Annotated in this window: 15 protein-coding genes, 1 tRNA gene and 2 pseudogenes; 12 read left to right on the plus strand and 6 right to left on the minus strand. The window is 48.9% G+C overall.

Translation table 11 applies throughout. The annotated features are described in order from the left end of the window. Window positions 1-678 precede the first annotated feature (678 nt). Window positions 679-1,377 carry an RING finger domain-containing protein gene (locus J7438_RS28655; RefSeq protein ID WP_209277020.1) on the plus strand — a complete coding sequence of 233 codons (699 nt, stop codon included), beginning with the start codon at window positions 679-681 and terminating at the stop codon, window positions 1,375-1,377. Window positions 1,378-1,441: 64 nt separating this feature from the next. Beyond that, a complete protein-coding gene (locus J7438_RS13875; protein WP_209277021.1) occupies window positions 1,442-1,900 on the plus strand; it encodes a hypothetical protein in 459 nt (152 codons plus the stop codon). A 277-nt stretch (window positions 1,901-2,177) separates the two neighbouring features. Here J7438_RS13875 and J7438_RS27740 read toward each other — a convergent pair. The 5 genes and pseudogenes from J7438_RS27740 to J7438_RS13895 form a co-directional block, all read right to left on the minus strand. Further along, window positions 2,178-2,622: pseudogene (locus J7438_RS27740) on the minus strand (ISNCY family transposase); the annotation flags it as partial. Window positions 2,623-2,750: 128 nt separating this feature from the next. Further along, window positions 2,751-3,029 (minus strand): annotated as a pseudogene (locus J7438_RS27745) (ISNCY family transposase); the annotation flags it as partial. A gap of 404 nt (window positions 3,030-3,433) precedes the next feature. Further along, complete coding sequence (locus J7438_RS13885) at window positions 3,434-4,018, minus strand: hypothetical protein (RefSeq protein WP_209202882.1); 585 nt, start codon at window positions 4,016-4,018, stop codon at window positions 3,434-3,436. A gap of 711 nt (window positions 4,019-4,729) precedes the next feature. Continuing rightward, a complete protein-coding gene (locus tag J7438_RS13890) occupies window positions 4,730-5,710 on the minus strand; it encodes a transposase (RefSeq protein WP_209277022.1) in 981 nt (326 codons plus the stop codon). Window positions 5,711-6,077: 367 nt separating this feature from the next. Next, window positions 6,078-6,154, minus strand: a tRNA-Ile gene (locus J7438_RS13895). Window positions 6,155-6,289: 135 nt separating this feature from the next. Between J7438_RS13895 and J7438_RS13900 the strand changes: the two genes are divergently transcribed. From J7438_RS13900 to J7438_RS13920, 5 genes are all read left to right on the plus strand, one after another. Then, on the plus strand, window positions 6,290-6,961 hold the full coding sequence (locus tag J7438_RS13900) for a transglutaminase-like cysteine peptidase (RefSeq protein WP_209202884.1): 672 nt from the start codon (window positions 6,290-6,292) through the stop codon (window positions 6,959-6,961). 48 nt (window positions 6,962-7,009) lie between these two features. After that, window positions 7,010-8,956, plus strand: a complete 1,947-nt coding sequence (locus J7438_RS13905; protein ID WP_209277023.1) for a bifunctional diguanylate cyclase/phosphodiesterase — start codon at window positions 7,010-7,012, stop codon at window positions 8,954-8,956. A gap of 70 nt (window positions 8,957-9,026) precedes the next feature. Then, window positions 9,027-13,046 carry a hypothetical protein gene (locus tag J7438_RS13910; protein WP_209277024.1) on the plus strand — a complete coding sequence of 1,340 codons (4,020 nt, stop codon included), beginning with the start codon at window positions 9,027-9,029 and terminating at the stop codon, window positions 13,044-13,046. Window positions 13,047-13,428: 382 nt separating this feature from the next. Continuing rightward, a complete protein-coding gene (locus tag J7438_RS13915; RefSeq protein WP_209277025.1) occupies window positions 13,429-16,914 on the plus strand; it encodes a hypothetical protein in 3,486 nt (1,161 codons plus the stop codon). A 242-nt stretch (window positions 16,915-17,156) separates the two neighbouring features. After that, window positions 17,157-18,140, plus strand: a complete 984-nt coding sequence (locus J7438_RS13920) for a DUF2333 family protein (RefSeq protein ID WP_209277042.1) — start codon at window positions 17,157-17,159, stop codon at window positions 18,138-18,140. Between the two features lie 33 nt (window positions 18,141-18,173). Here J7438_RS13920 and J7438_RS13925 read toward each other — a convergent pair whose 3' ends face one another. Continuing rightward, window positions 18,174-18,872, minus strand: a complete 699-nt coding sequence (locus J7438_RS13925) for a hypothetical protein (protein WP_209277026.1) — start codon at window positions 18,870-18,872, stop codon at window positions 18,174-18,176. A 172-nt stretch (window positions 18,873-19,044) separates the two neighbouring features. On the opposite strand from J7438_RS13925, the gene J7438_RS13930 reads away from it, so the two are divergent. From J7438_RS13930 to ftnA, 5 genes are all read left to right on the plus strand, one after another. Beyond that, window positions 19,045-19,650, plus strand: a complete 606-nt coding sequence (locus tag J7438_RS13930; protein WP_209277027.1) for an HD domain-containing protein — start codon at window positions 19,045-19,047, stop codon at window positions 19,648-19,650. A gap of 79 nt (window positions 19,651-19,729) precedes the next feature. Further along, a complete protein-coding gene (locus tag J7438_RS13935; RefSeq protein ID WP_209277028.1) occupies window positions 19,730-20,353 on the plus strand; it encodes a 1-acyl-sn-glycerol-3-phosphate acyltransferase in 624 nt (207 codons plus the stop codon). Window positions 20,354-20,463: 110 nt separating this feature from the next. Then, on the plus strand, window positions 20,464-20,784 hold the full coding sequence (locus J7438_RS13940) for a 2Fe-2S iron-sulfur cluster-binding protein (RefSeq protein ID WP_209277029.1): 321 nt from the start codon (window positions 20,464-20,466) through the stop codon (window positions 20,782-20,784). 203 nt (window positions 20,785-20,987) lie between these two features. Beyond that, entirely contained in the window at window positions 20,988-22,949 is a 1,962-nt protein-coding gene (locus J7438_RS13945) for a hypothetical protein (protein WP_209277030.1), read from the plus strand. A 318-nt stretch (window positions 22,950-23,267) separates the two neighbouring features. Next, entirely contained in the window at window positions 23,268-23,783 is a 516-nt protein-coding gene (ftnA, locus tag J7438_RS13950; protein WP_209277031.1) for a non-heme ferritin, read from the plus strand. Window positions 23,784-23,886 lie beyond the last annotated feature (103 nt).

The following is a 23,886-nucleotide window of genomic DNA, read 5'->3' on the forward strand; positions in this document are numbered from 1 at the left end:
GCTAATTGTAATTAACAGTTTTGACTACTTTTTTAGTCAAATAGTTCCCTATTATTCTTTAAATTAGTTTCAGTGAATTCTGTAAAAGTTGATATAACCCCCACCACGGGAAAAACATGATCAAAAATTGATCAGACCAGGAACCTTCATCATAAGTATTCAGCAAATACGATTTCATTTGGTTAACTACTTATAGTCTTCGTCCCATCCACAGTTTTTCCGCTTGTTCTTGATGCCTGCCTTCGGGACTATCCGGGAAATCCTTAACCACCCATCAGGTGTGAACTGCTGGCCATTCAATGGCAGGCCCCTCAGACAACACAGATCCTCCCTTATCCATTTTGCCGTGCGTGAGATTCGGGGCAGTTTATGAAATACCCGGGCCAGGAGGGTGACTGAGAATAGCGCCCGTCCAGGCGACCCCGTAGCGAGGATGGCAGCAAACTGGTCTAAGCAGAGGTAGTACAGAATTTACCATTAACAACCGTTGATGCGGCTTCATCCAACGGCTTCAGGCTGGATAATGGTAAGTGAAGCAGCATTGCAGAAAGCCGGTTACTGCTATGAACTCCTTAATGTCTGCTGTAAGAAGTATCCACAGGGAACCAAAGCCAAATAAAAATGTCTTCTTACTAGCTTGGAGCTGAACAAAAAATAATTAGGCAGGTCGGTTTTGATATGGTCGGTTTTGATAAAGGAAGCGCTAACGGCGCTAATGGTTTTCAATGTGTAATATGTCGTGGCTCAATATGTTATGACTCAGCAGAAGATAAAACCATTAATTTGAAATGCGGACATGCTTTTGGTAGATCATGCATGCGGAAATGGGTGGAAAGTTCTAAACAAAAAAAATGCCTTCTCTGTACACATCAATTAACTGTTAATGAGCTAAAAAAGATCAAAGATATTCCATTGCAAGAGCGTTTGGTAATTACTTTGGAAAAAACTTATACACTTTTTGGCCGAACTATTTTGAACTGTGCTACCGGGACTGCCACCACGCAAGCTGTCTTGGCTGCCGGCGTTGTTGCCGCGGTTGTTGCTGCCGCGGCTACCGGTTTTTTCGGAAACGTCGGGCCTGCTACCGGGGCTGCTCGCGGGGTTACCGGGGCTGCTGTAGGCGCTGCTGTCATGTTTTCCTCTATTGTTGCCGCGGTTGCTGCCGGGGCTGCCGGGGCTGCCAGCGAGGTTGACAGGAGTGCTGCCAGAACTATCGGGGCTGCTGTCGGGGCTGCTGTCGGGTCTATTGCAGAGGATTCTGCCGGGGATTTCGGGTTGACTGTCACGGCTATCGGGTTTGCTGCCGGTGCGCTTGCCGGAGCCATCGTAGCGGATGCCGCATATGACGAACAGGAAATGAATCCAGTAGTTCTGTGAAAAAAACTGCTGCTTACGGTTAAAAAAGGCCGTTACCGGCTTCACCCCACACAGACCAGCCTGATTGAAGATAAAAAGCTTGACCAAAGAGGATAAAAACCTGCCAATCCCCTGTTATCAGGCATGTCTTTTGTACTACTTGATCAAAAGAGACTCCCATTTCCGGCGGGGGATGATTGAAGCAGGGATTGACCCCAAGGCATTAGAGTCAACAGCAAAGGGATGCATGGATATCCATAATCTGGCAAAAGCCCGGCAGGGCATTGATGGTGCCACAGGACAGTTGCCCACAGAAATAGAGATCAGCAGTGATGCGTTATATGAGGCTCATATGCAAAGCCTGAGTGATGTGAACAGGCTGGCAGCTTTTCTATACTCCACGGAAGCTCGCGATATACGACACCTTCTCCAGAATAAGTTTACTTTTTTACCCTGGACCGATTTCCTCTGCATACTCAACCTGCCAGATTACCTTGAAACACTTGGCATCAAACCGGAATATGCTAAACCACTCAAGCGCTGATGGGCGTTGGCAGTGCTCTTAAGAGTCTGGCAAGGGGTATAGCATAGCCGTGTATAAATAGTGCCTGTCAGAAAACCCATCTAATTTAACTATCAGCTTCGCCACATTACTTCCGGTGGCTAAATTTCATACAGCTGGTCAAGCATGTTGACTGTGTTTTTGATTATATGTTCATAAAATAGTCAAATTTCTCATCTGATATATATGCAAAAGCCTCATGGCCTGCATGATCGTAAAAACCAATACAGCGTTCTATCCAGGCTTGGGCTATTGCCTGTCACGTTAGCAATATCTTTCCAAGGCGCTTCAGGTTACTGGCAACAACAGCCAAAGCAACATAGCGCTTGAAGGCATCCAACCCTCTATCCGGACACTTGTCCAGTCCATTTGACTCCAGAACCCTTTGTCATAACTGACCTGACTCAGGGCAGGAAAGCGTTTCTTCGCCCCTTCCGCTAGAGGAACTGTAACCTGGTCGTCTGTTTGCTTTTGCATGACAAGGTGATGGAGGGTAAACCGAACTGACCCTGTAGTACACAAACCCGTAACCCCAGCTCCACCGGAACTCCGGCTTTTCCTTTGCTGATCCATTCTGTGTGGGGGTCAAGGATCGAAAACACTTTTTCAACGTGGGGAATAACTTCCTGTTTGATAACCCTGCGATATATCAGTTGGATCTGGAGATTACCGTGAGCAATGTGATATTTGAGATTCTCAAGCCTGGGCTCAGCCGGTTGAAGCCTGATCAATTCAAGCAGAGTGTCTTCAGCTTTATGGATAATCCTGAGATGTACAACAAGATGTGCCATCTCAATATCATGTTGACGCTGGCTCTTCCGGATCTCACAGTCAGTTCCTGAAGGCGGTCATAATCACAGTTCGTCACCAGTCGAAGCGTGCCAAAGACCAGCATGTTCCATAGGCTCATGCCGGGACGACCATCGTTCCGGGATGCAGTAATCATTGTCTCAAGGACGTCAAAGACCTGCTGCCGGAGTTCCGGATGAGTATAGATGTGCTGGAAAGCCCGTAAAAGACGAGGGATGTCGTCTCTGGATTTTAGGTTGAAAGTGACAGCCGAGATATCAACCTCACCCAACTGCATTTGCGGATTGATGCATTGGCGCATAAATTTGAAAACTGCCTGTTTTTGAGAAATCTTTAGAGACTATGTTGGGCCGCAGGCATTGATTTTCAGGGGCTTAGGGTTTTCGGACAGGCACTATCTATCCATAGACTTAAGCTGACCTTATGCTATCTACTGCCCATAAATCCAAGGTTGAGAGTGGAGTCTTGCAAAACTGGAAGATGATTTTGGGGATGCCGGATAGAAACGTTACTCAGAAAAGGAATCGAGTCTTTTGTATGTGGCAGTAGCCAGAGCTATGGCAAATTTGGTTATATCAGGTTGTGAAGCACAGTAAATATTTGAATTTTTTTGCCAAAATCAAATAGAAATTGCCGGTGGAGATCGAACTACCGGCAATCATTAACTTTATATATTCTTGTTGAGGCAACAAAAAAATTTCTTTATCATATCGTAGAAACAGTCGCTATCAAAACATCTGAGTAAGAACCATTTGCTGCTCTTTGCAGTGCCTCCCCTGTTATAGAAACCTTAATATAAGCCGTTTCTTGGCCGCTGCAATCATATGATGTAGTGTTCGCTCCTCTACTAGGTATATCTCGGTTTGGTGGCACATTTACCAGCTCAACCGTAGATTCTCCAGGTATGATTTGATTGTAATTTAAACTATATGGGATCGAGTCTCCGCCCGCACTGGACGACATTGCAAAAGCCCCGTCAATAAGATTGTTTGAAGAAAAAGTAATAGAGTATTGTCCGGTGTTTTGAGCATCGCTGCTGTTACTATACACGCAGAATCTTTCTTCCTTTTCTAAACCACCCAGGCTACCTGCAACATCGCTCTCTGTAAAATTAACTGCATCCAGCGCACTTATCTTAACTAGCTGTGGCATCTGGAGGATTACGGGTATCTCTCCAACCGATGATGAGCCTAACTTTCCATCAGACGCAAGATTATTGGCTGAACTATTAAACGTAAAGCTTATTCCCAAGACCAAAAAAAGAATCGTCAGGGGGGGATTTATTGTCATTATTCAATACTCAAAAAAACTAAATAAGAGCAAACACACCTTCGTTCTTATCTATCATGAAGGCGCTCCAACAATGCTTTTAGCTTACTGAGGGAAGCAGAAGAGCGGTAGGTATTTTTACTTAAATCAATCAAATATTGATATATGTCAATGACGGCTATTTTCACAGTTTTGCTAAAGCTTGAATCCGCGAATTCCCAACTAAGAAATCAGCCTGAAAATCGCACACCCCAAGGCTTTTCATGTAAAATCCTCTGATCCTGAGTAACTCTTCGCTAAAACCATAATTCAAGCATCAAAAGTCATGTATTCAACTATCCTTGGTAGATGCTTGATATCTCCCCTGGACCTGAATGCACTTCGGGTCAACCCGGTACTCCCTTCAGTCTTGTTCAAGTCAGCTTGACCAAGCAGGAATGAAAGGAATGAAAAAGGAGGAATGAAAAAGGAAAAAATGAAAAAGGACACCCATTTTTAAATGAAAAAGGACACCCATTTTTTAGTGAAAAAGGACACCCATTTTTTAGTGAAAAAGGACACCCATTTTTTAAAATGATAGTATTGATCATTTTAAAGAAATTCTCATTCATACCAAGCAGGAAGAGTATAAAAAGTACTCAGCAACAGCTAGATAGAAGATAATATCGAGACAATATAAGAAAGAGCACTCAGAAAATTCTGGTCACATTAAAGTAAATGAAAATGCGTTGATCAGGTAGGATAGAGAACACCGCTCACAGACATCCCATGAACCCAGCATTTTCCGGTGCTTTCTGCATAAGCCTTCAGTGAAGCCAGCTTGCCGACTGCGCGGCGAAAACGATTCTTCCAGCGCATAGTCTCCAGCCATTCATTTGGGTCAATACCCAAATGCTCCAGGATAGTTGGTACACCGTCAGTTATACGACCACGTTTGCCTTTGCGGACAATTCGACCAGACCAGTCAACCAGTTCAAAGTAGCTACAGAGTGGGTATGGAATTGCCTGTTCAGGGTTTTGACCCTGAGCTTTTAACGGTTTCAAGTGCGCCTTTTGTTTTTTTCCGCTTGCGCTGTCGTATGACTCAATGCGCTCTTTAATAGAGGTATGCTCTGAGGTTTCCAGCGTTGCGGTAATTTTTGCCCGGATGGGGTTTAAGTCGACATAGGCCATGCAAGTCAGCAATGCAGCCTCATCTAACAGGGCCTGACTTTTGTAACGACCTTCCCAAAAGCGCCCTTTGCACTCATCCTCTTTATTGGCCAGCCGGGCTAAGTATTCGTTAAGGCAGCGCATGAACCAGCTGATATCCATTAAACGACCTCGATACTCTTGGGCATATTCTTCGACACGCAGCAGCTCTGCTTTGTCTGGCTGGTCCCCGGCAAGATAACGCTGAACCAGGTGCGGGCCAGAAAACAGCTGCGTCCAGCGTTGCAAGACTTCTTTGGTGTCCCATTTTTTTGCTTGCTGACTATTAATATGGAGCACCACATGATAATGATTCGACATCACCGCATAAGCACAGACTTCCAGAGCAAAAATACCAGAAAGCGCTTTCAACTGATTAACCACCCACTGCCTGCGATGCTCATAGTTTTTGCCTGAGAAATTGTCTTTGCCGCACAGGAAAGCCCTGCGAACGCAGCGCGCCATGCAGTGGTAGTAGGGCGTACTGGCTGGATCTATGAGGTTTTTTCGGGCGGTCGTCATGTCATTTTTTTTGGTTACTGGGTATATATCCTTAATGCCCTTAAGAGGCTCCAGAGGAAAAATAGACGGTGTGGCCGATTAGTCAAATTCTTGGGTGTCCTTTATTTTTGCTAAGAGCCTGATGCTATTTTCTCGGGTATTTTCGGGTATGCATTTTTAAGTATTTTTAATTTTCAATTTCGCTGGAATTGAGAATCGCAGAAAGAATGGAGTGAATAAGCAAAGGGATTTCTGTCTTGTTAGAAGAAAAGGTTTGTCCCTTACAGTTCTAATACATTCCGACAGAAAGCAGGCGCAATAGCAGGCGCAGATAAGAATTTATGGAGAGGTTGTGAGCAAGTACTTATCTTGAAAGTATCGGTGTATATGGTGGGCCCACCAGGACTTGAACCTGGGACCAACGGATTATGAGTCCGCTGCTCTAACCAACTGAGCTATAGGCCCTGAAGCGGTTGGATTATACGCATAGATTTACCCCGCCGCCAACCCTGTTATCGCCTTTTGACGGTTTTTCCTTACAGGCTCGGCTGATCACTGCCGACTCTATATAAGATCAGGAATCGGCTGGAAATATTCTGGATGCTATCCCACCTTCTTCCATTCAAATGGGGACATTGGTTCGTTGCCGTGGTGCTGGCTGGCGACCTGGTGGTGGGTAAAGCCCTGGTGGATAGTGCCCGGGAGCTCTACGGCATCGCTGCCGCTGAACGGCTTACCCATTGGCAGAATCTGATGACCTACAGCAGGAAGCTGCCAGAACCCCGGAAGCTGGTTGAAGTGAATGACTTCTTTAACCGAATGCGCTTTGTGCATGATATTGACCACTGGGGGGAAGAGGATTTCTGGGCAACCCCGGTGGAACTGCTGGCCAGCGGCGCGGGTGATTGTGAGGACTTCTCCATTGCCAAGTATTTTACCCTTCGTGAGCTTGGCGTGGCCGATGAGAAGCTGAGGATTACCTACGTAAAGGCGGTTGAGCTTGATCAGGCCCATATGGTGCTCAGTTACTTCGCCGGTCCGGGGGAAGAGCCGTTGATTCTGGACAACCTGGTCAGTGAGATTCGTCCCGCCAGTCATCGCACAGATCTGGTTCCCGTTTATAACTTTAACGGTGACGGACTCTGGCTTTCCCGTCAGCGTGGTGAAGGGGTTCGCATCGGCGAGTCCAGCAAGATAAAGACCTGGACTGAGCTGCGCCGGCGGCTGCAGAAGTCGAACAGTCAGGGACGACTGAATGACGGGAGCAGCTGATGGCTTATCCTGCTTTCCCCGGAACTGAAAACGGACAGGGATGCCACCATGACACTACTTCGTGAACTGGCACTATCTTTAACTTTGCTGTTGATTCTGTTGTTTGCTGGCAGCTTCGTGCTGTCAGTCAATGATGCCCGTCATTACCTTCAGGAACAGTTGAACTCTCACTCCCAGGATACGGCCACCTCCCTTGGTGTTGCTATTGCTTCCGCCGGGGCTGGCAATATTGCCGCTATGGATTCGATAATTGATGCGGTTTTTGATCGTGGTTACTACCGGCAGATTCGTTTTACCGATATGTCGGGCAACGTTCTGGTCAACAGTGAGCACCCAGGAACGCTGGAGGGTGTACCGGACTGGTTTGTGAAACTGATTGACCTGAAAACTCCGGCAGTCACCAGCGAGATTAACAGTGGCTGGGTGCCCATGGGGCAGCTTCTGGTGGCCAGTCATCCGGGTTATGCCTACCGCAGTCTCTGGTCCAAGGTGAGCAAAGATGCGCTGCTATTTGGTGTCAGTTTGATCGTTGCCATGGTCGGATTGAATATGCTGCTGGGAGTGGTTCTCCGGCCTTTAACAAGGATGGAGCAGCAGGCGAACCGAATCTGTGACCGTCATTTTGAGATACAACCCGAGTTACCAAAAACCAGAGACTTGCGCAGAGTGGTTCAGGCCATGAACCGGATGGCAGAGAAGCTGGAAAAGGCGTTCTCTGAGCAGGTGGCTCTGACAGAAGAGCTGCGTCGCAAGTCGGTCAAGGATCCATTGACCGGATTACTCAATCGACGGGCCTTTAACCGTCGGATGAAGACCGTGTTAAGTGAAGACATCGGTGAGGCGGGTGCCAGTCTGATCATGATTCAGGTGCGAGGGCTGGAGGCATTGAACCGGTGTCATGGACAAAAGTTTGTTGATGACCTGCTGGTGACAGTTAGCTATTGGCTGGGCAAAACCCTGTTGGCCTGGCCTGAAGCTTTTTCTGGCCGCTGGAATGGATCCGGTTTTAGCGTGTGTGTGCCCGCCTGCAATGTCGATGAAATCCGTAAGATTACGGAACGGTTATTCAAGGTTCTGGTGGCCATGGAGTTTTTCTCGTCACCGGAAGGTAGCAATAGCCTGCATATTGCCGCAGTGACTCACCAGGGGCGCTGTTCCCCGGAGCTGCTGCTGGAGCATGGTGATCAGCAGCTGCTTGAACAGGAGGCCCGGGTTAAAAATTGCTGGGATGTGATGGATATCAGTGGTGAGTCTGGTTATCCATACATGGGATGGAGTGACACTCAATGGGTCGAAGCGCTGGAAGAGGTGATGGCAAAAGGCCTTATCGAACTGTATGGCCAGCCCATTAAGGGAGTGGATGGTGAAGTAGCGTTTACGGAGGTACTGGCACGGATAAAGCTGAACGGTGAAGTGGTGTCTGCCGATGCCTTTATGCCTGTGGTTGAGCGCTATGATCTGTATGGTGCCTTTGATCGTGCGGTATTTTTTGCCCTGGCGGATTATATGGATGACCGGGATGACTATCGAACCTACAGCCTGAATATCTCACCTTACTCGCTGATGGATGATGATTTTTATCACTGGTTGCTGGATGCCCTCAGACTGCGTCAGGATCTGGCCAGGCGTCTGATTCTGGAAACGGCTGAGCGCTCCCTTATGCTGGTGGGAGAAAGGGTTGCAGAACGGGTGGATACACTGGTGGCAACCGGTTGTCAGTTTTCTATTGATCATTTTGGTGTGTCCAGCCAGGCGCTGACATTCCTGCAGATGATTAATGCCCATTACCTGAAAGTGGACGGCAGTTTTGCAAGACAGTTGACGTCCAGTTATGAGAATCAATTGTACATAAGAACCCTGTCCATGATGGCTGAGTCCCGGGATATGAGTGTTCTCGCCCAGGGCGTTGAACAGGAAGAGGCGTGGGAGGCATTAAAACAGCTGGGTGTTGCTGGTGGTCAGGGATATTATCTGGGACATCCCGAGTTACTCTGAATGGTTCAGCGGCAATGGAGGGAACCTGATCATCATTTTGAGGTCAAACGGCGGAATTTATAGTTAACGTGTGCAGGGGGGGATTCTGAAAGCAACCACATCAACCTGCTCCCACCCAAAGCCTGCCGGGGGGCAACAAGCCGGTTCAAGCAGAATTCCTGGCGGCTCCAGAAGTAAATTTAACGGCAAAAAGGTTTCAAACCACCAGTCCCGCACAGGCACAGCCATCACGCTGGATGATGGCAGGCGCATTGAGGATGCCTTTTGGAAGAAAAAACCATTACAAGGGCGTCAAATCAACACGGCTGATGTGCTTACCGCCTATGGAAAGGATAAAACATCTTTTAGAAGCGGCTTTTTCTTGCAGCAACTTTGCTTGCAGAACATTCGACATGGCAATAGCAAAGTGACCCCGGATCAGGTCATTCGGGAACTCAACCGAAAGCCAGGGCGAAATGACAAGTGCCAAATAGCGATAGCACGCTTCAAAGAGGAATGTTGCCTGACGGGGCTGAGGTTGAATGGCCGACTGGTCACACCGGAGACGGTGATTAAGGATTTCCCGGAGAGTCGGGAAGGCAAGTTAGGGATGGCGCGCTTTAAGGAACACTGTTGCCTTAAGGGCCTGCCCTTGAGGGGCCAGAAGATTTCACCGGATACGGTGGCTAAGGATTTTCAGGCAATCAACGCCACGATGGAGCTGGCGCGTTTCAAAGCGGAATGTTGTCTGAGGGGGTTGCGGCTGAATGGTCAGCCGGTCACACCGGATGAGGTGATCAGGGATTTCCCGGACAACCTGATGGGCAAACTGGGATTAGCGCGCTTTAAGGAACAATGTTGCCAGAAGGGCCTGGCATTGAATGGCCAGCAGATCACACCGGATGAAGTGGTTAAGGATTTCCCGGACAGTCTGAAGGGCCAACTGGGGCTGGCACGCTTTAAAGCGGATTGTTGCCTGAAAGGCAAGATGATGAATGGCCAGCCGGTGACACCGGATGAGGTGGTTAAGGCTTTCCCGGCCAGTCAGGAAGGCAAGCTGGGGCTGGCGATCTTCAAAGAGAAATGTTGCCTGACAGAGCTGCCGCTGAATGGCCATCAGGTCAGACCGGAGGCAGTGGCTCAGGGGTATCAGGCAGTCAACGCAAAGCTGAAACTTTCATACTTCAAAAAGGAATGTTGCCTGAGAGGTCTGACGCTGAATGGCCAGCAGGTTACGCCGGATGAGGTGGTCAGGGAGTATCAGGCAGCCAAAGCAACGATGTTGCTGGCGCACTTCAAAATGGAATGTTGCCTGAGAGGCCTGGTGTTGCACGGTCAGCAGGTCTTACCGGAGGTGGTGGTTAAGGATTATCGGGCAGCCAACGCACTACTGGGGCTGGCACGCTTTAAGGAAAAATGTTGTCTGAGAGGCCTGGCGTTAAATGGCCAGCAGATCACGCCGGATGAAGTGGTTAAGGATTATCAGGTCGCCAAAGCAGACGCGGAGCAGGCGCGCTGCAACACAGAGGCTCGCCAGGGGGGGGCGATGAATGATCAGCAGGTCGAATATCAGGCAACCAAAGCCCCACTGGAGCTGGTGCGTTTCAAAGCGGAATGTTGCCTGAGAGGGTGGTCTTTGAATGGCCAGCAGGTCATACCGGCTGCAGTGGTTAAGGGTTTTCAGGCCATCAAGGCACCTCTGGAGCTGGCGCGCTTCAAAGAGAATTGTTGCCTGAAAGCTCTGGCAGTGAATGGTCGGCCGGTCACAACAGAGGAGGTGGTTAAGGGTTATAAGGAAGCTAAAGCACCACTGGAGCTGGCACGCTTTAAAGCGGAATGTTGCCTGAAAGGTCTGGCATTGAATGGTCAGCAGGTCACAACGGATGAGGTGGTTAAGGAGTTTAAGACCGCTAAAGCACCACTGGAGCTGGCGCGCTTCAAAGCAGACTGTTGTCTGCTGGGCCTGCTGTTGCATGGCGAGCCGGTCACACCGGATGAGGTGGTCAGGGATTTCCCGGATAGTCGGGAAGGCAGGCTGGGGCTGGGGCGCTTCAAAGCAGACTGTTGCCTGAAAGGCCTGGTTTTGCGTGGCAGGAAGGTCACACCGGATGAGGTGGTTAAGAGCTTCCCGGATAGCCCGGAGGGCAGCCTGGCGATAGCACGCTTCAAGGAAATGTGTTGCCTGATGGAGCTGCCATTGAATGGCCAGCAGATCACGCCAGATGCGGTGGTTAAGAGTTTCCCCAGTAGTTCAGATGGCAGAATGGGGTTAGCACGCTTTAAGGAACAGTGTTGCTTGAGAGGCCTGATGTTGCAGGGGCAGCAGGTCGTACCGGATGAGGTGGCCAATGATTTTCCGGATAGTCGGGAGGGAAAACTGGCGATGGTGCGCTTTCAAGGGGAGTGTTGCCTGAAAGGCCTGGCGTTGAATCGTCGGCAGGTCACACCGGGTGCCGTAGTTAAGGATTTTGAAAGCGGTGGCTGGTTGCTCGAAAGCGCTATTTTTCAGACCCGGCTGGCATTGAATGCAAGAGAATTGAATGGCTCCTGTCTGGATAACCCGCAAGTATTAGCCGCGTTTAATGAAGCCCCCGGAGATCATTCTTCAAGGCAGGCTGAATACCTGATGCAAAGGTTGAAACAACGTCAGTGGTTCGATGAAACCAACGAGGCTCAGGCTATTATTCAACAGGCCTGGCAAATATTAAACAGCGCACCGGTAAAAAAAGATGAGCAACATCGGCTGCAATGTATCCTGAAATTCACGGCGATGCAGTATGAGTTGCTGATTGATCAGCAGCGGGTGTCAGCAGAAGAGGTACTGCAATCCATCACAACACTCAGGAACTCATTTAAGAATAAACGTACTCATTTCTTCTTCCTGGCATATTGCTATATAAATAGACAGTCTATTGATGGACAAACAATCCATAGGAGCCATGTTCTGGAGTGCCTTCAGGATTTTCCTGAAAGAAGCAAGTTGCGCCATGCTTTAGGCTACTGGTTTGAACGATTCAGCCCTGAAGCCAATATAATGAATGAATTCCTGTTCAAACAGGAACGGGCCGCTGCCCCAAGGCGCAATAGTCCCCACAGATACGCAGTCTCAGCCGTTCAAACTTGTCAGGCCGGTGAATATCGGAATGAAACAGAAAATACGTCTGCCACTCAGGCAGTTGCCAACAGTGCGGCTCAAGCGCCGAAGCAATGGTCCATTGAACCGGGTTTCCTGAACAGGCATCCGCAGTTAAATGCGCTAACACTACAAACACTGGAGCTTATTCAGGAAATCAATGGTTCTTATAGCCATCCCCCCATTTTGATTACCGGTTCCTACGCGCGCTTTTTACAGAACCGCTGCTCATCATTCAATGATATTGACATTATCTGTACGGCGGCAGAGCCTGCCAGAACACTGTTTGACCAGCTGCAGGCACTTAACACCAACAGGGCCGCGGAAATTCCCAAAAATATCGTTATCTGGTCCATCCCGGGATGTCAGGAGATTAAACTGCCAAAGGCCTACAACCTTCACCTGAAAGACGGTGATTTGGGTATGAAAGCAATGGGGATTCAGGTCAGTATTGACGTGAGAGTAACCGATGGCAATACCTCACGATGCGCCGTTCAGGTTCCTGGCGTTGAGCGGCTGGTATGGTGTCTGTCGTTTGCCGAAGAAACCCGATTACTGAACAACACCCTGGAATATCTCGCAAAAAATATTGATCCACTGACCAGGCAATTACAAAAAGGAGAGTTTTTTTACCTGCCACGAACCATTCTTTTTAACACTCCCCAAAACATCGGGGAACGTATTTATGGTTTGCTTATGCGATCGCTGCTTACTCTGCATAAAGCCAGGCAGTTTATCGATCTGCACTCTGAAGACAAACCCGGAACACCGATCCAGATTAACCTGCTGCAAGAACAACGACAACGGCTGTATATACTGACGGCGAATCTGCAAACAAAATTGTCTGGCCATGTTTGTCGTAGTGATTTTGAGCAAAGAGTGAACAACTGGCTATCAACCGCCCATCATGTTAATGAATACGAGTTCAAAAGAAGGGACTTTATTAAGGCACTGCTGGCGATGATGCAGCCAGAATAAGAATGGTGTGAACCTGATCATCATTTTGAGGTCAAACGGCGGTATTTATAGTCAAAGTGTGCAGGGCTCCATTCTGAAAGCAACCTCATCAACCTGCTCCTACCCAAAGCCTGCCGGGCGGGCTGGCCAACAAGCCCGTTCAAGCGGAATCCGTGACCGCGCAGGAAGTTCATTTACTGGTAAAAAAGTCATAAACCATCCGTCTCATAGAGATAGAGCTACCACCCTGGATAAAGGCAAATGTACTGAGGATGCCTTTTGGCAAAAAAAAACATTTCAAGGACGCCAAATCACCTCGGCTGCGGTGCTCTGCACCTATGGGAATGAAACAACATCTCTGAGAAGCGGCTTCTTCCTGCAAAAGCTCTGCCTGCAGAACATCTTGCATGGCACCAGAAAAGTGACCACAGACCAGGTTATTCAGGAATTCAACCGGCTGCCGGATCGGAATAATAAGTACAAATTAGCGATAGCGCGTTTCAAAGCAGAATGTTGCCTGAGAGGTCTGGTGCTCAAAGGCCAGAGGGTGGCACCGGATGCGGTGGTCAGGGATTTTGAGGCTATCAAAGTAACGCTGGAGCTGGCGCGCTTCAAAGCGGAATGTTGCCTGAGAAGTTTGCCGTTGAAAGGTCGGAAGGTCATACCGGATGGGGTGGTTGAGGAGTACCCGGATACTCCGGAAGGCAAACTGGGAATAGCGCGTTTCAAAGCGGAATGTTGCCTGAGGCGTCTGCCATTGAAGGGCCAACAGATCACACCGGATGAGGTGGTTAAGGAGTACCCGGATACTCCGGAAGGCAAACTGGGAATAGCGCGCTTCAAAGCGGCATGTTGCCTGAGGGGGCTGTTATTGAATGGCCGACCAATCAATGCAGATTTTCTGGTTAGGGATTATCAGGCAATCAAGGCAACACTGGAACTGGCACGTTTCAGAGCGGAATGTTGCCTGAAGGGGGTGCCGTTGAATGGCCAGCCGGTTATACCGGATGCGGTGGTCAAGGGCTATCAGGCAGTCGGGGCAACACTGGAACTGGCACACTTCAAAGTGGAATGTTGCCTGAGAAGCATGCCATTGAATGGCCGGCAGGTGACACCGGAGGAGGTGGTCAGGGATTTGCAGTCCACCAAAACAACCCTTGAGCTGGCGCGCTTTAAAGAACAATGTTGCCTGAGGGGGATGTTGCTGCATGGTCGACAGGTGACACCGGATTCTGTGTTCAGGGAGTTTCCGGATACTCCGGAAGGCAGGCTGGGGATAGCGCGCTTTAAACAGGAATGCTGCCTGAAAGGGCTGGTGTTGCACGGCCAGCCGGTCACACCGGAGGCGGTGTTGAATAGCTTCCCGGACAGTTCAGAAGGCAAGCTGGGGATAGCGCGCTTTAAACAGGAATGTTGCTTCAGGGGGATGCGGTTACATGGCCAGCCGGTCACACCCGAAGAGGTGGTTAAAATTTTCCCGGGTAATCCAGAAGGCATACTGGCGATAGTGCGCTTCAAAGTGAAATGCTGCCTGAGGGGCCTGTCATTGTACGGCCAGCAGATCACACCGGATGCAGTGCTAATGAATTTTCCGGATAGTCCGGAAGGCAAACTGGGGATAGCGCGCTTTAAGGAGCAATGTTGCCTGAAGGGGCTGCTGTCCAATGGCAAGCAGTTCACCCCGGATGCGGTGGTCAGGGATTTTCGGGCCGCCAAAGCACCACTGGAGCTGGCACACTTTAAAGAACAATGTTGCCTGAGGGGGCTGGCGTTAAATGGTCGGATGGTCACACCGGATGAAGTGTTAAGGGATTTCCCGGATAGTCCGGAAGGCAGACTGGGAGCTGTGCGCTTCAAGCAACAATGTTGTCTGAGGAGTTTGCTGTTGAATGGCCAGCAGGTCACACCGGATGAAGTCGTTAAGGGCTTCCCGAATAGCCCGGAAGGCAAAGTGGCGATAGCGCGCTTCAAGGCGGAGTGTTGCCTGATGGGCCTGATGTTGAATGGTCGGCAGGTCACACCGGATGAGCTGGTTAACGATTTTCAGGCAGCCAGGGCAACACTGGCGCTGGCTCGCTTTAAAGCCGAATGTTGCCTGAGGGGGCTGCTGTTGAATGGTCAGCAGGTCACACCGGAAGAGGTGATTAAGGATTATGAACGCTGTGGCGGGTTACTCGAAGTCGCTATTTTTTATTCTCAGCTGGCATTGAATGCCAGGAAATTGAATGGCAACTATCTGGACAACAAGGATGTATTGGCAGCATTTAATCAAGTTCCCGGGGATCATTCCTCAAGGCAAACCAGGTATCTGATGCAAAGGCTGCAGCAAACTCAGCAGTGCGATGATATCAACGAAGCTCAGGGTACACTGCAAGAGGCCTTGCAAATATTAAACAACGTACCGGTTAAAGATGAGCAACACCGACTGCAATGTCTCTTGAAATTTATGGCTATGCAGCAAGAATTGACCATTGATCATCAGGGCGTTTCGGCAGAACAGGTACTGCAATCCATCAATGCACTGAGGAGTTCATTTCAGAACTCACGCCTGCATTTTTTCTTTCTGGCACACTGCTACATCACCAGGCAGCCTATTGATGGACAGGAAATCCATCAATACCAGGTACTGGAATGCCTTCAGAGTTTTCCTGAAGGAAGTAAGCTGCACCATGCTTTAGGCCGCTGGTTTGAAGAGTGCAGCTCCGAGGCTTGGGTAATGGATGGTTTACTGTTACGGGAAAATGCCGTGGACTCATGGTGGAACAGTGACAGCTTTAATGGATACGAACCCTCAGCCAGTCAACATAAGGCTTCTGTTGTCGTCAGTTGCGAGTACCCCGTATCGAAACAACAGGGTACATACAAACCCCGGTCTGGCAGTTTACCCCGGGATGCAGCAGAAAATACGTTCACTACCGGGGCAATGACCGCCAGCGTGGCGCAAACTCTCAGGCAATGGTCAGGCAGACCGGTTTTCCCGCAAAAGCCGGTTATGCGGTTAAATGCGCTAACGCTGAAAACACTGGAGATTATTCAGGAAATCAATGTTTCCTGTACGCATCCCCCCATTCTGATTACCGGTTCTTACGCCCGTTTTTTACAGAACATCTGCCAGGTATTTAATGACATTGACATTATCTGTACGACAGAAAAAACGGCCAGACTGCTTTTTGATAAGCTGCAGACGCTGAACACCGACAGGGGCTCTGAAATTCTCAAAAGTATCATCATCTCGCCAATCCGGGGATGTCAGGAGATTAAACTGCCAAGCGCCTACAATATTCATCTTAAAGACGGGGATTTTGGGATAAAAGTGATGGGACTTCAGGTCAGTATTGATGACAGGGTAGTCTATGGAAATGCCGCACAATTAGCCGTTCACGTCCCCGGCGTTGAGAGGCCGGTATGGTGTTTGTCGTTTGCTGAGGAAACCAGGTTACTGAACGATACGCTGGAATACCTCGCTGAGAACCTGGACCCGCTGACTGAGCAATTGCAAAACGGGCCGGTATTTGACGTACCTCGAACCCTTCTGTTTAACAGCCCCCAAAATACCGGGGAGCGTATTTATGGCTTGCTGTTTCGCTGCCTGCTTACCCTGAATAAAGCCAACAAGTTTATCGCTCTGTATTCTGAAGACAATCCCGGCAAACCTGACCGATGGAGTCATCCGCTGCAAAAAGAGCAACAACGCCTTTATGCACTGACTGAAAACCTGCACATGAAATTGGGCAGACATATTTGTTTTCATGATTTTGAACACTGGGTTAACGACTGGCTGGCAACCACTCATTATGTGAGTGATCACCAGATCAAGAAGAAGGAGTTTGTTAAAACACTGTTTGCCATGATGCGCCCTGAAGAAGATCGGGTGAACTCAACTCAGTGAATTCTTAAGTAGTTGGCCAAATATGATTTCATTTGGTTAACTGCTTATCACTGCGCTCGCAACAAAACCTCAACAGGCTCTAACAGAAACTCGCACAACCACAATTATTAGAGGATAATGGCCGCCTGGAAGCGCATCCATATTGGAACGCCATATTCAGGATAAATGTCTGAGCGGTGACGAACGGGGAAACTATGGCGCTGGAAAAGATTAAATCGGCTTTTCAGTCGGGTATGCAGAAAATGTCGGGTCTTATCTATGGTAAAGCCCTGGCCGTCGGCACTGGCGTACTGATTCTGCTTCTATCACTTGTTGGCTGGTACTGGAGTCAGGAGCCAGACCTGTTCTCAGTAAAGGCCAATGCCGAAAAGCTGGCCACTAACAATGCTCAGAATGTCGTCGCTGGTTACACCACAACAGCAACACTCTATACCCTGGCGAGTACGCTGCTGAATAAGCCGGGTGGTTTCCTGCGCAATGACATCATGCCACCGGGCGTACTGATGGATAATATGCCCAATTGGGAAGTGGGTGTTCTGATTCAGGTGCGTGATATGGCCCGGGCTCTGCGCAAGGACTTCAGTCGTTCCCAGTCGCAGTCAAGGGAAGACCAGGACCTTGCGGTGGCCGAGCCGCAGTTTAATTTTGATGCCAGAAGCTGGATTCTGCCTTCCAGTGAGCGGGAATACCAGAGGGGCATTGATAAGCTGAACAGCTACATGGCCCGTTTGTCCGATCCCAATGACTCGGCGCAATTTTATGCCCGGGCCGATAATCTGACGCGCTGGCTGGGGGATGTAGAGACGCGCCTCGGCAGCCTTTCCCAACGTCTGAGTGCCAGTGTTGGTAAACCGCGTTTGAATACCGACCTTTCCGGCGTGGCGGCTCAATCCACGGACAATGCTGTATTGATTGATGTAAAAACACCCTGGTCACAGATTGATGATGTTTTCTATGAGGCCCGAGGCACTTCCTGGGCTCTGATACATCTTCTCAGGGCGGTGGAAGTGGACTTTGCTGACGTTCTGGACAAGAAAAATGCCACGGTCAGTGTCCGACAGATTATCCGCGAGCTGGAGGCCACCCAGGATGCGGTTTGGAGCCCGATGATACTGAATGGTTCCGGTTTTGGCTTGCTGGCTAACCACTCCCTGGTTATGGCTAATTATGTCTCCCGTGCGAATGCGGCGATTATTGATCTGCGGCGTTTACTGGAACAAGGTTAATGATGGGGGAATTAAATCCCCCCTGCTTTTGTTTCAATTCTGAATCCATCGTTTAGTGGTATCAAACAGCTTTACGGTCATATCAGTGACAGGCTTATAGGGTTTGGTCGCCTGGTAAGTTGCCTGGCAAATGTTTTCATAAACATGAATGGAGAGCTGTTTTCCCGGAATAGTCACCGTTTCCACAATAAAAAGCGCGACACTGGCTATCGCCGGAAATATTGAACCCTTAAACGTTTCTGGCAATGTCTCATAGGGCAGAGCCAGCCATTTAAAGACTTTTTGTGCATGACTGACGGTGTATTCTTTAAATGATTTTTCTGCCGGGCAGGGTCTGATACTTGCTTTTATTGCTGCTGCTACCCCCGTCATCGCCCCGGTTAGCGCTCCAATTCCGGTAATGGTCATTACTGTGACGTAATAACCGGCAAAAATGCCCGCATGTAATAAAGTAGTGCAGACTTTCAGTGGGGTGCACAGAGCCCCGGGCACTTTTGACAGCAAGCATTTACCATGACGTTTTACCCTGGAAATAAATGTTTCTGTTTCTTCGATAACCTCACACGTTCTAACGGCTAGCCCATCACTTTTTCCTGAAGGTGCGTTACTTTGAGAGCAAGCTTCAGTGGTGGTATTCGGGTACTCTTCAGATGGTTCATCGTTGTGATAGACATGCTCAGGAGGGAGGCTGTGAGCAAAGAGAGTGCTGTTTACCGCAATAGATGGGCTCATCGGGCATACCAGGTGGTTAATTCGACTATGTTTTGAGTGTTCTGCCGGTTCTGCTCAATGACCAGCTTCTTTTATAACTGATTGATTTTACAATCGATGGTTAGTTGCTGGCTTAGTGTTCTGTTAGGATTTATGTTCTTAGATGCAATATTGGCAATATGGTTCAAAATTTATGTCTGTTATTTCCTCAAGGCTTGGGCAGCAACTGGCTTTTATTAAGGAGCTGGATAAACTCAAGGCGGTTTATCGAAAAACCATGGTAAAGCCTGATAACAGCCGACAGGAGAACAGTGCCGAACATAGCTGGCATATTGCAGTGCAGGCGATGACCCTACAAGAGTATGCTGAAGAGCCGGTTGATATTGGCCGGGTGATTAAGATGCTACTGCTTCACGATATTGTGGAAATTGATGCCGGAGATACCTTTGCGTTTGCCGGGACTACCGAGCTGGCTGGTCAGGCAACTAAAGAAATGGCGGCGGCAGAGCGCCTGTTCGGGCTGCTGCCACAGGAGCAGGCCGATGAGTTCAGGGCGCTCTGGCTTGAATTTGAGCAGGTACACAGCCCGGATGCCCGCTTCGCCAAAGCCATGGACTGCCTGTTACCCGTGATCCAGAATATGGACAGTGAGGGTGGTACCTGGGCAAAGTATCAGGTTACCCGCAGTCAGGTGTTGAGACGGAACCAGTATCTGGAGCACCTGGCTCCCAAACTGTGGCGTTACGTTCTTGAACAGATTGATCACTCTGTCCGTAATGGCTGGCTTCAGGATTGTTGATCTAGCAAGGTATTTACCGACTGACGCAGTGCAACAAAAGTGACATACTGCCGCGCTTTCCTGCTTTAGCAAGTTAACTATGCAATCGTCTTTCACCAGCAACTACCTTCCCAAAAACCGGTTCAAGACAGGCCTGGGACACTTTGTCCTGTGGTTACTTGGCGGATGGAAAATTGAGGGAAACCTGCCGGAACACCTCAATAAATACGTGATCATCGTCGCTCATCACACATCAAACTGGGATTTTGTTATCGGCGTTGCGGTTAAGCTGGTAACCCGTATACGTGTCCGGTTTTTTGCCAAGCACTCACTGTTTTTCTGGCCCCTGAGTGTGTTGATGCGTCGGCTTGGCGGTATACCCATTGAGCGTGATAAATCCATCAACCGGGTTGATCAGGCCATCGCAGAGGTCAACAGCAGCGACCACTTCGTGCTGGCTATTGCACCTGAGGGCACCCGGTCAAAGGTGCAAAAGTGGAAAACCGGTTTTTATCATATAGCGAATGGTGCCAACGTTCCGGTTGTACCCATTGCCTTCGACTTTCAGCAGCGAAAGGTCATTATGGGCGCACCTATGTCTATGTCTGGAGATATTCCCTCTGACTTTGCCAGAATGCATGAGTTCTTTCTCTCTCATCCGGGTAAGCATCCTGAGCTTGGCTGTGATGGACCCTTTGAAACGCCCGATATATACAACAAATAATGACCGGGCTGTCTGTCCAACAGACAGTGTCTTACTTTTCTTTCCAAGGTGAGTCCGATAGAGTGAAACAGCAATAAAAAGACAATAAAGAAAGACAATAAAGGACTCCCATGCCTCTGATTCAGTTTGTTACTCATGACGGCAACCAGTATGAAGCCGACATCGACTCAGGTAGTACTTTGATGCAGGGTGCCGTTGATAACATGATCGATGGCATCCTCGCAGAGTGTGGTGGTGCCTGCTCCTGTGCCACCTGCCACTGTTATATTGATGAAGGCTGGGCTGAAATTGTCGGATCTGCTGAAGGCATGGAGCAGGAAATGCTGGATGTTGTCCGTGAGCCGAGAGAAACCAGCAGGCTGAGCTGCCAGATTGTCGTCACTGATGAGATGGACGGCATGGTGGTTCATTTGCCTGAATCTCAATATTAAATGCCTGTATTCTTAGGGCCTGTTGACATAAGGATGCTGACTCAGCGCAAAACCAGGTCTGGTCGAAAAAGTATTCTTGCCAGCCCTCCTTCAGGAAAGACGACAGTAAATTATTACTATTTTGTCGTATTGGATTTTATCAACTATGTTATTGCAGCAGAGCGTTGTTCCAGAAAGGTTTTAATTCCCCGGTGTCTTTCCCTATGTTTAAGAATCTGATCATCAGTTTTGTCCTGATCACCGTTGTGATTATACAAGAACCTCTGGTGGCCGACGATGTTGGCACCCATGCAGGCAACACTGCGCAGGAAAATCCCTATCTCAATTTTTTAAACATCTGGGGCGGGAATTCACTGAAAATTCTCTTTAATTTAAGCACCATGAAGATTGAGGCCACTGCAGAGTCCGGTAACTTTAGCAACGTTAACGATAATTTCTCCTTCAAGGTCATAGACCAGCATACCGGTAACGCCTTTTTACAGGCAAATGCAGACAGTCTTTACGTAAACCGATTTGTGCGAAAAATTAATGGCTCGGGCTTCAGCTATGGCGATGTAGTGGCCCTGAACATTGACCCCGGGTCTGGCTTGAAAAATCCAACTCTGTACGGCAATAGCAGTAGCGGGCCAGTAGACTGCATTGGTAAGTACCAGTACTTTGCCATCACCCCTGATGGTCTGACGCCTTATACTCCGGGTTTCCGGGTGCAGCCCATACAGATTCTTGGTGCCGGCACGGTAAACGACGCTGTAATATCAGGTACTGCGCCGGCAAACAGTAAAATTTCCGCCGTTGTTAACGGCAGGATGTTTTCTGGTAGCGTGGACAGTAGCGGGAATTTTTCCTTTCCGGTTACCGACCATGACGGATTTACCGCAGCAACGCCTATTGTCATTAACTGGGGGGCATTTTCAGAGACGATAAGCCCAACACTGTTGCCGAAAAATAACCTGCCCCAGGAAACGGTGACCGGGTATAACTACATGCTCAATGCCGGACTGGATTATCTGACGGCTCCTTTTCCTCATGAGATTGTATACTCCACCAAACTGTTTACCCCTGATGCAGTAAAAGCTTGGGATCTCGTCTACCGGCTATTGCTGGCTTACGACAACACAGGCAACAGATATCCGAGAGATGCTCAGGGCAATGTTGAACTCTATGTTGACTATGCTTCCCGCGGAATCACCATCACTGGCGAGGAAGCGGAAATGATTCAGAAATACCTGGTTCGTAACTGTCCCAGGCTGTTCCATTTGAAAGATTGGCCTGCATCGCCCAAATACAGTGGTTCAACCGTTGTCGGCCAGACGTTTTATATTGGCAATTCGGCACAGGATGGTAATGATTATGCTCAGCAGTTGCTGCAAACGGAACCGTCCGTGTCATACCTGCTGAGCCTGATTCAGCCGGATATGAGTATTTACCAGATCATTCAGGTGATTCAGGTCAACTACGAGCGCATGGTAACCTATAGGGCTGACGCTGATGGCAGCGACATCCGAGGGGCGTTTTTAACTCGTACCGCCATTTGTGGTGGTTATGCCAAAGGCTATGAGTATCTGATGCAACGCCTTGGCATCGAAACAATCTGGGTTGAAGGTCACGCCGGTGGTGGGCTGCATGCCTGGAATTTTGTCAATGTGTTCAGTCACTGGTATTTGAGCGATACCACCTGGGGGGGGAAAAACTGGTTTCTTGATGGTGCCGACAGCATCTTTACCGAGGGGCACGTGGTTGAGCAGGTGTATCGTCAAATGCCTGTGCTGGCCAACGACAGTGTACCTTGGGGGATTGGCGAGCCCGGACAGACCGTCGCCAATTTAACCGGCGTGGTTAATTACACTGATAATGACAATGGTTCGGTAACCATAACCTATGAGGATGTGGCAAACATCAACACTTCTGTGCAGATTAATCTCAGTTCCAACGGCTACGACCCGGTATCCATGATAAACAGTGGTGGGCTATGGAGTATTACCGTCCCCTGGAGTTCTGGTGAGCATGACCCCGCAGCTACCGATGTGTCTGCAACCACGTTGGATTTTTACTTCACGGTCAATAACCAGTTCTTTACCTCAGGGAATGTGAAACGTAACAATCTGCAAAGTGACGTTTTGCCAGATGGCATGAACAATGTGGTTTTGACAATGCCCGATAGTTAGCCAATCCCGCCTTTTTACCGCAGGGATACCAGGCAGCAACGGGTTGAGGTCTGTACCAAAAACCATGATCAGACATAAATCCAGAAAGACACCTCAGAGGCTGTATGATCCCTGATCAAAGTGCAGCAGGGTGGAGCCTGCAATGTTTTGAATGATGTAGTTAGAAAACCCAATTGGTATTATACTCCCCTTTCAAAACCCGACCTTTTATAAGGTTATTGATAACTATTCGTAATCGGCCCAGGCAGCGGGTTGCGTTCACAGGCAAATCCTCAACAGCCCAAATAATTCAAATACTAAAAAATGTCAGGAGACCTTATGCTCAGCCAGATCATGATCGACAAGTTGAATGAACAGATTAATCTGGAGTTTTACTCCTCAAATCTGTATCTGCAAATGGCCTCCTGGTGCGAAAGCCAGGGGCTGGACGGGTGCAACCACTTTCTTCGCCGCCATGCCCGGGAAGAAATGGAGCACATGCAGAAGCTCTTTGACTACGTCAACGAAACGGGTGCCATGGCCATTATTGGCGGTATTGATGCGCCGCCCCATACGTTCGCGTCTGTCCGGGATGTATTCCTTGCGACCTATGAGCATGAGTGTACTGTTACTCAGAAGATCAACGCCCTGGCTCATACTGCGTTCACCGAGCAGGACTACTCCACGTTCCATTTCCTGCAGTGGTACGTTGCGGAGCAGCACGAAGAAGAGAAGCTGTTCAAAACGATTCTCGATAAAATTGATATGATCGGTATGGAAAATAAAGGCCTCTATTACATTGATCAGGAAGTGGGCAAATTGATGAGTGGTATGCCAGAGCCTGTTGTTTCTTAACAGCCCGAAGTAGTATAAATAGTGTTTCGGGGGCGTTCTGGTCACATGGGAAATTGAGAACGCCCCGGCTATCCGGGCAGTCACTGTGCAAGCAGTTGCCTGC

The organism is Thalassotalea sp. G20_0, from assembly GCF_017744175.1.
Classification (GTDB): domain Bacteria; phylum Pseudomonadota; class Gammaproteobacteria; order Pseudomonadales; family Endozoicomonadaceae; genus Endozoicomonas.

Bases quoted from the DNA above. Each gene is read 5' to 3' on its own strand.
- J7438_RS28655 (WP_209277020.1), top strand. From the start codon at position 679: ATGGTCGGTTTTGATAAAGGAAGCGCTAACGGCGCTAATGGTTTTCAA.
- J7438_RS13885 (WP_209202882.1), bottom strand. From the start codon at position 4,018: ATGACAATAAATCCCCCCCTGACGATTCTTTTTTTGGTCTTGGGAATA.
- J7438_RS13890 (WP_209277022.1), bottom strand. From the start codon at position 5,710: ATGACGACCGCCCGAAAAAACCTCATAGATCCAGCCAGTACGCCCTAC.
- J7438_RS13900 (WP_209202884.1), top strand. From the start codon at position 6,290: ATGCTATCCCACCTTCTTCCATTCAAATGGGGACATTGGTTCGTTGCC.
- J7438_RS13905 (WP_209277023.1), top strand. From the start codon at position 7,010: ATGACACTACTTCGTGAACTGGCACTATCTTTAACTTTGCTGTTGATT.
- J7438_RS13920 (WP_209277042.1), top strand. From the start codon at position 17,157: ATGTCGGGTCTTATCTATGGTAAAGCCCTGGCCGTCGGCACTGGCGTA.
- J7438_RS13925 (WP_209277026.1), bottom strand. From the start codon at position 18,872: ATGAGCCCATCTATTGCGGTAAACAGCACTCTCTTTGCTCACAGCCTC.
- J7438_RS13930 (WP_209277027.1), top strand. From the start codon at position 19,045: ATGTCTGTTATTTCCTCAAGGCTTGGGCAGCAACTGGCTTTTATTAAG.
- J7438_RS13935 (WP_209277028.1), top strand. From the start codon at position 19,730: ATGCAATCGTCTTTCACCAGCAACTACCTTCCCAAAAACCGGTTCAAG.
- J7438_RS13940 (WP_209277029.1), top strand. From the start codon at position 20,464: ATGCCTCTGATTCAGTTTGTTACTCATGACGGCAACCAGTATGAAGCC.
- J7438_RS13945 (WP_209277030.1), top strand. From the start codon at position 20,988: ATGTTTAAGAATCTGATCATCAGTTTTGTCCTGATCACCGTTGTGATT.
- ftnA (WP_209277031.1), top strand. From the start codon at position 23,268: ATGCTCAGCCAGATCATGATCGACAAGTTGAATGAACAGATTAATCTG.